The organism is Stenotrophomonas sp. BR163, from assembly GCF_047520985.2.
Classification (GTDB): Bacteria; Pseudomonadota; Gammaproteobacteria; order Xanthomonadales; family Xanthomonadaceae; genus Stenotrophomonas; species Stenotrophomonas sepilia.
In genome coordinates this window covers 21,998-31,330 of record NZ_JAXBRE020000014.1, presented here as the reverse complement: position 1 = coordinate 31,330, position 9,333 = coordinate 21,998, and the positions used below count along the sequence as shown (strand labels likewise).

Below are 9,333 nucleotides of genomic sequence, written 5' to 3'. Positions count from 1 at the left end.
CCCCCCCCCCCCCCCCCCCCCCCCCCCCCCCCCCCCCCCCCCCCCCCCCCCCCCCACTACCGATGCAGCGGCCAGCCCGAGCCAGGCCAGCAGGCTCATCGTTTCCCTCCCCACGGAATGGATACCGGGGAATGCCGGCCAGTAGCCGGCAGTACCGTGTTGCGGTCAATCGCCACCCTGCTCGGCGTCGGCCGCGCAGCTGAACTTCTTGCGCTTGTCCACCAGGCGCCCCATCAGGCGGTCGCTCAGCGGCAGGGCATCACCATTGAGGCGCCAGTCGTAGATCACGCTGAAAGCCAGAACGCGGGCAACGTACTCGCGGGTTTCCTTGTAGCTGATGGTCTCGATCCACAGGTCCGGATCGAAGCCCGGGCGCTGGCCCTGCCAGCGCGCGGTCGGGGTCGGACCGGCGTTGTAGGCGGCGATGGTCACGTACGGCAGACCGCCATACTTGTTCATCAGCTGTCGCAGGTAGGCGGTGCCGATGGCAATGTTGGTGTCCGGGTCGTACAGGCTGTCGGCGCCGCCGTAGCCGGTCAGGCCGATCGACTTGGCCACGCTGGCACCGGTGGCCGGCAGCACCTGCATCAGGCCCATGGCATTGGCAGGCGAGCGCGCACGCGGAGTGAAGGTACTCTCGGCGCGGATCTCCGCCGCCACCCAGGCCGGGTCGATCGCGTTGCGTGCCGATTCGCGGCGGATGGTGGCGTCGTGGTGCAGCGGGAAGCGCAGGTCGTACAGGCGCTGTTCCTGCGGCTGCTTGCCGAGCGCGAACACTGCGCGGTCGAACCAGCCGTTGTCCTGCGCCACGCGCACGGCGAGGCGGCGCTGGGTGTCGTCGAAGCGCGACAGCGCGCTGTTCCATTCGGCCACGGCCCAACCGGCGCGGTCGATCTGGTACAGCGCCATCGCGCGCTGGATGGCCGGGTCGCGCGCGACCGCTGCCTGTGCCTGCGCGCTGTCGTTCGGCTTCCACGGGCACAGGGTGTAGCCCTGCTGCAGCTTGTCGGCGGCCAGGAAACCGTGGAAGGTCGGTGCGCGTGCGGCTTCGCGGAACAGCGGCTGCGCCTGCTGGGCCTGGCCGGTCTTTTCCAGCATGCGGCCTTCGAAGTACCGCCAGCGCGGGTCGCTGCGCTGCTTGCTGCCCATCTTGCGGATCGCGGCCAGCGCTGCCGGCCAGTCGCCGCGCGACATCGCTTCGCGCACGCGCCATTCGTGCAGGCGCTCGTCGTAGGCCGATTCGGGTACCGCGTTGAGGCGGCGTGCCGAATCGGGCAGGTAGGAGGCCACTGTCCACAGCGCGATCTGGTACAGCACCTGGCCCTGCTGGTCGGCACTCAGGCCGAGCGCCTGGGCGTACTGAGGCAGCTGCTGCTCGGTGGCGCCGGGGTCGGCCTTGGCCAGCTTGGCCAGGCCATCGGTGGCGATGCGCCGGCTGCGCTCGTTGCGCGGCCAGTTCAACGCGCTGGCATTGGGCTTGTCGACAAAGGCTGCGTAAGTGTTCGCCAGCGCTAGGTCGGCGGCGGGCAGGCCGCGTGCGGCGCTGCGCATCACCGCCGGTTGCTGGGCATCGGCGGCGGCATCGATGCGTTCCCAGCGCAGGGCGTCGCTCAGGCCACCCTGTGCCTGCAGTACGGCAAAAACGGCATCACAGCCGTCCGGCAGCGACTTGCCGTTTTTGCGCCACAGATCCTGCGCTTCACTGATCCACTGCGGATCGACCCTGCCCGTCACCTGGCGCGCGGTCAGCTGCGCACAGCGCAGGCCGGTGTTGTCGGTGGGCGCCCAGTTGGCCAGCAGGGTCGGCCAGTCCTGGCGGCGTGCGAGCGAGGGCAGCCACACGCTGCGGAAGGTGCTGGCCACGGCCTGGCCGTCGTAGCGCTTGAGGAAGGCCTGGGCCTGCGCGGTATCGACGGTGTCGATGTTGCGCCGCAGGTTGGCGTACTCCAGCCAGCCATAGGCCGGATGGCGGCTGAGCGCAGCGGCCTGGCCAGGATCGTACTGGCCGCGTTCGGCGGCTGCGATCGCGGCTTTCAGCTGCGCGCTCTGGGCGTCGAGGGACTGGGCATTGGCGCAACCGATCAGCAGCGTGGTGGCCAAGGGCAGCAGGGACAGGGCGGTCAAAGTGCGTCGGGTCATGGCGACCAGCATAGCGGGCGATGGCTGAATTCAGTTTCGCATTGCGTGCACGCCCGGCGTCGGCAACGACAGCTGAATGAATCCGCGCAGGCCCTGCCGCACGGGGTCGCAGGCGTCGTAACGTCGGCCTTGGGCGAACGGCCCGGCTACAGGGAGCGGCACATGGCGTTCAGTAGCGCAGGAAGAAGCGGCCCGCTGGCGGACATCAACGTCACGCCACTGGTGGATGTGATGCTGGTGCTCTTGATCATCTTCATCGTGACCGCGCCGATCGTGGCCCGGCCGATTGCCATTCAGTTGCCACAGGCCACCGATCGCGTGGTCGATCGCCCCGAACCGCCCTCGCCGATCGAGCTGCGCCTGCATGCCTCGAACCAGCTGAGCTGGGATGGCCAGCCGATGGCCATCGGCGATCTGCAGGCGCGCCTGCAGGCACAGGCCGGTGAACATGCCGGCAACCTGCCGGAGCTGCGCATCGCCACCGATCCGTCGGCCGAGTACGAAGGCATGGCGCGGATATTGGCTGCGGCCGAGGCGACCGGCATGGAGCGGATTGCCTTCGTGCGATAGAGCGTTGTCTCACTGCCGCTCATGCGGTGATTGCAGCATGAGCGGCGCTTGCCCTGCTGACAGCGTCGCATCCAGGATCCGCAGAAAAGCCATTTCAATCTGCGCCGGAACCGGGGTCGGATGTGCTCGCCACCTTCTGATCTCAGGGTCATGTTCAACGTCGAAAGCGGTCAACTCGGCTCTCTCGAAATCCACCACAACCGTCAACCCCTCTCCTGAGGCCGAGGCCGCATCGCTGGGAGAGAGGCAGTTGTTGCACTCGATCACGCCGCCTGCCCTCGATTCGCCTGCCAGAGGAAGAAGCAGCGTGATCACCATCATGACGCTCGGCACGGCAGTTAGTGCTTTCATGATCGATCCTCCCGCGAATGGCTGGAGGTGCGAGTCTGCACCGGGTCGATCAAGCGGGCCTTCTGAATGAAGGAATTTCAGACTATTCCTGAAATGGTTCGGCAAAGGCACTTTCATGCGCGCGGCAGTTTCCGGCGCGCGCTGTCGCGGCCAGCATCAAAGCGAAGGCGGCGGAACATTACCGTCCGGTTCTAAACGGCACTCATCTGACGCAAATGTCATGAAATTGCGTCAATTCCGCGTGAAAGAGTGTCGATCGTCACGCCGTGATTTTTACCGCTTGTTTACAAAGGAGACGCTGCCGCCATGCAGGGGGGAGCGCGGCAGTCCATGTCCCGACATTCCTTTGGAGAGAGAGCGAATGAATCACCTGCACCACCGCCCGTTGGCGGTTGCCGTCACGCTGTGCGTGATGGCCCTGGCCCCGTTGGGTGCCGCTGCACAATCCACCACCAACCTCGACGCGGTGGAAGTCACCGGTACCCGCATCAAGCGCGCTGAAGTCGAAGGCCAGGTGCCGATCCAGACGCTGACCCGCGGTGATATCGAACGCACCGGCCTGACCTCGATCGGTGAAGTGCTGCAGCAGCTCACGGGTTCCGGCTCTGCGCTCAACGCCAAGTTCAACTCGTCCGGCAACTTCGGTTTCCCGCCCGATGGCAGTGGCGTGGGTGCCGGCTCGGCGCAGGTCGATCTGCGCCACCTGGGTGCCAAGCGCGTGCTGGTGCTGGTTGACGGCATCCGCTGGGTCAACGAGTCGTCCGCATCGGGCGTCGGTGCGGCCACCGACCTCAACACCATCCCGCTGGCCATCGTCGAACGCATCGAGGTGCTGGAAGACGGTGCATCGTCGCTGTACGGCTCCGATGCCATCGCCGGCGTGGTCAACATCATCACCCGCCGCGACTTCGATGGCGGCCAGGTGACGCTGAACTATGGTGAGTACAGCAAGGGCGACGGCACCCAGAAGGGCGTGGACCTGGCCTGGGGCAAGAGCGGTGATCGCTTCAGCCTGTTCCTGGGCGCCAGCTGGACCAAGCAGGACCCGGTATTCGCCAAGGACCGCGAGCAGTCGCGCTTCCCGATTCCCGGTACCGGCCTGGCCTTCGGCAGCGGTGGCATTCCGCAGGGCCGCTTCGCCTTCGTCGACCCCAACACCGGCGCTGAGCAGGACATCGTGCCCAACAGTGGCGTGCCCAACCCGCGCTACGACGGCAGCGCCGGCTGCAACCGCAGCGATGACTACCACTGCTTCACCAGCGCCGACCGCTTCAACTTCGCCGAATACAACATGGTGCTCACGCCGTCCGAGCGCAAGGGCCTGTTCGGCCAGTTCCGCTTCGACATCACTGACAACGTGCAGTGGTACATCAAGGCACTGGGCAACCGCCGCGAGTCGACCAACCAGGCCGGCCCCGAGCCGCTGTTCTTCGGCCCCGATGGCGCCACCGGCAATCCGTTGGCCGACAACATCGTGGTCTCGCGCCTGAATCCGTACAACCCGTTCGGCTTCGACCTGGTGTCCTCGGGCAACATGAGCCTGATCGGCCGCCGCCCGGTGGAAGGTGGCGCGCGCGTGTTCAAGCAGGAGGTCAACACGACCTACGTGGCCACCGGCCTGGTCGGCAACTTCCAGGCGGCCGACCGTAGCTGGTATTGGGACGTCAACGGCATGTACAGCAAGAACAAGGCCGAACAGACCAACTACGGCAGCTACAACATCTACAACGTCAACATGGCGCTGGGTGACCCGGCGGTGTGCGCGGCAACCCCGGGCTGCGTGCCGTTGAACATCTTCGGTGGCGTCGGTTCGATCACCCCGGACATGCTGAAGTGGATCCAGCCGGTGGTGCGCGACCGCAGCCAGAACGAGCTGAGCCTGTTCACCGCCAACCTGTCCAGCGAGCTGTTCTCGCTGCCGGCCGGCCCGGTGTCCTTCGCCACCGGTTTCGAGTACCGCAAGTACGAGGGCTGGTACCAACCGGATCCGCTGACGGTGATCGGCCACTACAACGGCGTGCCGTCGCAGCCGACCTCCGGTTCCTACGACGTCAACGAGGCCTACCTGGAGTTGAGCGTGCCTATCTTCGCCGACTCCTCGTTCGGCAAGAAGCTGGACCTGAGCCTGGCCGGCCGCTATTCGGACTACTCCACTTTCGGTGGCGAGTTCACGCCCAAGTACGGCCTGCGCTGGCAGGTGACCGATGACTTCGTGCTGCGCACCACGTACGCCGAGGGTTTCCGCGCACCGTCCATCGGCGAACTGTACGGCTCGGCCGCACGTGCCGACCTGCAGCTGTTCGATCCGTGCTCGGTGGGCCTGGGCGGTACGCCGCCGCGTGGCAGTGCCACCAATTGTGCCGCGCTGGGCGTGCCGGCCGGCTTCCAGCAGGCCAACTCGCAGATCTCGGTGACCACCGGCGGCAATCGTGATCTGGAACCGGAGCGTTCGCGCAGCTTCAGCACTGGCTTCGTGTGGAGCCCGTGGTTCGGCAACAACGCGTCGTGGTCGGAGCGCTTCGATGTGGAGGTGACCTTCTACCGCCACGCCATCGATGGTGCGATCCAGGCCATCAACGCGCAGACCCAGCTGGACCTGTGCGTGGACACGCTCGACCCGGTGTACTGCGATGGCATCACCCGCGCCAGCACCGGTGCGGTCAGCAGCTTCAACAACCGCCTGACCAATCTGGGCTCGATCAAGACCGACGGCTGGGACGTGGACCTGTTCTGGACGTTGCCGCAGACCTCCTTCGGCCAGTTCAAGCTGGCCTGGAAGAACACGTTCGTCGGTCGTTACGAAGCCACCGGCGCGGCCGGGCAGAAGCAGCCGCAGAAGCCGGGCGTGGAAGTGGCCGACAGCTCCATTCCGGAGTGGACCAGCAACGCCAGCATCGCCTGGACAATGGACCGCTGGAGTGCGAACTGGACGGTGCGGCACATCTCCGAGCTGACCGAGAACTGCGGCGATGCCGTGGCATTCCCGGTGTGCAGCAACCAGGCCGACGGCACCAACACGCTCTCGGCCACCACCTTCCACGACATGCAGGTGGGCTACAAGATCGACTGGATGAAGGGGCTGCAGCTGACCGCGGGCCTGAACAATGTGTTCGACAAGGATCCGCCGATCTGCCTGTCGTGCTCGTTGAACGGGTATGACGCCTCGACCTACGACATCCCGCGTGGCCGTTACTGGTACCTGCGCGCGGACCTGCGGTTCTGATGTGAGGGGGGCAGCGCCGGTCAGTTCCGGCGCTGCCTTGCGGATGTAGCGCCGAGCCCGCGCTCGGCTGATTCTCTGAGCCGAGCATGGGCTTGGCGCTACAGGTGCGGGGCGGTCGTACCCCGCGTCTGGTCAGAACGCCCAGGTGAACGTCAGCGAGCCATTGCGGCCATCGCCGTAGGCACCGTAACCGGTGATCTGCGAGTAGTACTTCTTGTCCAGCAGGTTGTTGAGGTTGGCCTGCACGCTGAACTCCGGCGAGATGCGGTAGCGCACGAAGGCACTGACCAGCGCGTAGCCGCTCTGTTCGATGCGGCCATAGGCCGGTACCGGGTAGTAGATGCGGTTCTGCCAGTTGGCACCGCCACCGACGGTCAGCGCCTGCAGCGACTGCGGGGTGTAGCTGGTGAACAGCTTCAGTGCGGTCTGCGGCAGGTTGGTGTTGATGTCGGCGCCGTTGATGTCCTTGGCCACGTAGCGCGAAGCACCGAAGGTCGCGTTCCAGCCGGGTGCCAGTTCGCCGTTCAGTTCGAACTCGAAGCCACGGCTGACGGTGCCGCGCGCGGCCACGTAGGCCGTTTCGCCGCCGGTGCCGCCGATGACCGGCTCGCCGGTGGACTGGCCGACGTTGTCCTGCTCGATGCGGAACACCGCCACCGAGGCATTCAGTCGGTTGTCGAACCAGGCACCCTTCACGCCCACTTCGTAGCTCTTGCCGTCCACCGGGTCCAGGTAGCTGCCGTTGCGGTCCTTCAGCATCTGCGGCTGGAAGATCTCGGTGTACGAGGCATAGGTGGAGTAGGTGTCGTTGATGTCGAACACCAGGCCCGCATACGGGGTGGTGACTTTGTGCGAACGGTCGGCGCCTTCGCCTTCGCTCTTCCAGTCGGTGTAGCGCGCGCCCACGATCAACTTCAGCGGATCAGCCAGCGACAGGCGTGCTGCAGCATAGGCGGCCTTCTGGGTGATGGTGCCTTCGCTGGCCAGGGCCAGCGGATTCCAGTTCGGTTCACCGATGTTGCCGTTCCAGTTCAGGTAGCTGGAGAAGGGGTCCCAGGCGAGGCCGGCGCCGCCGATCTGGTAGTCGCCGTAGTTGGCGTACTCGCGCTTGTTGTAGCTGAGGCCGCCCATCACTTCGTGCTTCAGGCCAAACAGCTCGAACGCGCCACTGAAGTAGCCGTCCACCGCATTGACCTTGCGTTCGGTGTTGTAGAAGCCGGCCGACGGCGAAATGCCGGCACCGGTGTTCCTGTCGAAGAACGAAGCGCCGGTGACCCAGTCGTTGTAGGCCGGGTAGAACAGCTTGTCGTCGGCCCTGGTTTCGTCGTGGGTGGCGCCGATGCGGACTTTCCAGTCATCGTTGAAGGCGTGTTCCAACGTGGCGAACGCGCGCTTGCTGGTGGTGTCCCAGTAGGTCCAGCTCGGGTTCGGATTGAACGATTCGTCGTAGCCGGTGCTGGTTCCATCGGAGAACAGCATCGGGAAACCACCCCAGGTGGCGCCGTTGGCGCGCTTCTGCTGGTAGTCGTAGCCCAGGCTCAGCTGGGTGTCCGGGGTCAGGTCGGCGTCGATGACGGCGTAGCCCAGCGTCTTGTGCTGGTTGTAGCGGTCCATCTGCGCGTCGGTGTCCAGGTAGCTGCCGATCACGCGGGCGCGCACCGAACCGCTCTTGTTCAGCGGGGTGGTCACGTCCACGGTGCTGCGGGCGCGGCCCCAGCTGCCGACGTTCACCGAGACGCTGCCGGTCAGTTCGGCGCTGTCGGCGTGCTTGCGCACCAGGTTCACCGACGCCGACGGGTTGCCGGCACCGGTCAGCAGGCCGGTGGCGCCACGCACCACTTCCACGCGGTCATACAGCGCCAGGTCCAGGCCGGAATCGCCGTAGCTCCAGTTCTGCACCATCTGCGTCGGCAGGCCATCGAACTGGTAGCTGTCGATGTAGAAGCCACGCGAATAGAACTCGGTGCGCTCGCTGTCGGACTGGGTGCTGCTGACGCCGGTGGTGTTGGCCAGCACGTCGATGATGTCGTCCAGGTTCTGATCTTCGATGCGCTGGTGGCTGATGATGCTGAGCGACTGCGGGATCTCGCGCGGCGCCAGGTCGAAGCGGGTACCGGCCGAGGTGCGGCGCACCGAATAGCCTTCGGCGCGTTCGCCCTTGACCACCACTTTGTCGAGCGTGGTAGGGTCGGCGGCGGTGTCGGCGAAGGCGGCCGGGGCCACGGCGCAGAGTGCAGCGAGCACGGCAACGGACAGCCGTTGCGGCTGCGGGATACGGAAGGCGGAACGGTTCATGGGGTCCTGGACGAACACGCGCGCTCGGCCAGCATCCAGAAGGCGAGGCGCTACGGGTGGGAAACGGGCGGGCAGGCCGTCCTGGCACCACCGGAAACGAAAGAAATGGTAATACGAACTATTCCTATTTACAAATCATGAACGCGGAAGGCGTTCACGCAGGACTCGACGCAGCACACGGCGTTCAGCGCAGCAGCGGCAGTGGATCGCGGGCGCCGTCGGCGCCGTAGATGCCCCAGTGCAGGTGCGGCGGCGTACCCTTGGCGTTGCCGCTGTCGCCCACGTGGCCGAGAAGGTCGCCGGCCTGGACCACCTGGCCGCGCGCCAGGCCCTCGGCCCAGTCGTCCAGATGGGCGTAGTAGTAGCGCTCGCGCCCGGGCCCGATTACCCACACCTGGCGGCCACCGAGGCCGCGGTCGCTGACATCCACGACGACGCCGGCGGTGGCACTGCGCACCGGGGTGCCGCGCCTGGCGAAGATGTCGATGCCGGCGTGGGAACGGTCACGGCCGCGCGGAGCGCCGAACGTATCGGCGATCTGGCGGGGCCGCACGCCTTCCACCGGCACCGGAAGCTCGGTGGCCGGAGGCATCCGCGAGAGTGTCCACAGCAGTTTCGGTGCAGCAGCCCATGGGCTGTTCCACAGCGCCATCGCGGCAACGATCGCGATGACCAGCCACAGGCCGCGCAGCAGCCAGCGGCGCAGGCGACGGGCGGGGGAGGGCGGTGTGTTCATGGTCTCCGACTGTAGCGCC

The 9,333-nt window shown here is 66.2% G+C and carries 6 protein-coding genes; 2 read left to right on the top strand and 4 right to left on the bottom strand.

Features of this window, described 5'->3' with window-relative positions:
- Positions 1-165: 165 nt before the first annotated feature.
- Entirely contained in the window at positions 166-2,151 is a 1,986-nt protein-coding gene (locus tag ACM0PY_RS12895) for a transglycosylase SLT domain-containing protein (protein ID WP_180884959.1), read from the bottom strand.
- Positions 2,152-2,301: 150 nt separating this feature from the next.
- Here ACM0PY_RS12895 and ACM0PY_RS12890 point away from each other — a divergent pair, with 150 nt between their 5' ends.
- On the top strand, positions 2,302-2,709 hold the full coding sequence (locus tag ACM0PY_RS12890; protein WP_180884961.1) for an ExbD/TolR family protein: 408 nt from the start codon (positions 2,302-2,304) through the stop codon (positions 2,707-2,709).
- A 9-nt stretch (positions 2,710-2,718) separates the two neighbouring features.
- Here the strand turns inward: ACM0PY_RS12890 and ACM0PY_RS12885 are convergent, their stop codons facing one another.
- Complete coding sequence (locus ACM0PY_RS12885) at positions 2,719-3,060, bottom strand: hypothetical protein (protein WP_180884963.1); 342 nt, start codon at positions 3,058-3,060, stop codon at positions 2,719-2,721.
- 412 nt (positions 3,061-3,472) lie between these two features.
- Between ACM0PY_RS12885 and ACM0PY_RS12880 the strand changes: the two genes are divergently transcribed.
- Positions 3,473-6,283, top strand: coding sequence for a TonB-dependent receptor (locus ACM0PY_RS12880; protein ID WP_414609495.1), 2,811 nt, complete (start codon positions 3,473-3,475; stop codon positions 6,281-6,283).
- Positions 6,284-6,415: 132 nt separating this feature from the next.
- Here ACM0PY_RS12880 and fhuE read toward each other — a convergent pair whose 3' ends face one another.
- Both fhuE and ACM0PY_RS12870 read right to left on the bottom strand, forming a co-directional pair.
- On the bottom strand, positions 6,416-8,578 hold the full coding sequence (gene fhuE / locus ACM0PY_RS12875) for a ferric-rhodotorulic acid/ferric-coprogen receptor FhuE (protein ID WP_180884965.1): 2,163 nt from the start codon (positions 8,576-8,578) through the stop codon (positions 6,416-6,418).
- 184 nt (positions 8,579-8,762) lie between these two features.
- Positions 8,763-9,314, bottom strand: a complete 552-nt coding sequence (locus tag ACM0PY_RS12870) for a M23 family metallopeptidase (protein WP_072167157.1) — start codon at positions 9,312-9,314, stop codon at positions 8,763-8,765.
- Positions 9,315-9,333: the final 19 nt, after the last annotated feature.

Bases quoted from the DNA above. Each gene is read 5' to 3' on its own strand.
- ACM0PY_RS12895 (WP_180884959.1), bottom strand. From the start codon at position 2,151: ATGCTGGTCGCCATGACCCGACGCACTTTGACCGCCCTGTCCCTGCTG.
- ACM0PY_RS12890 (WP_180884961.1), top strand. From the start codon at position 2,302: ATGGCGTTCAGTAGCGCAGGAAGAAGCGGCCCGCTGGCGGACATCAAC.
- ACM0PY_RS12885 (WP_180884963.1), bottom strand. From the start codon at position 3,060: ATGAAAGCACTAACTGCCGTGCCGAGCGTCATGATGGTGATCACGCTG.
- ACM0PY_RS12880 (WP_414609495.1), top strand. From the start codon at position 3,473: ATGGCCCTGGCCCCGTTGGGTGCCGCTGCACAATCCACCACCAACCTC.
- fhuE (WP_180884965.1), bottom strand. From the start codon at position 8,578: ATGAACCGTTCCGCCTTCCGTATCCCGCAGCCGCAACGGCTGTCCGTT.
- ACM0PY_RS12870 (WP_072167157.1), bottom strand. From the start codon at position 9,314: ATGAACACACCGCCCTCCCCCGCCCGTCGCCTGCGCCGCTGGCTGCTG.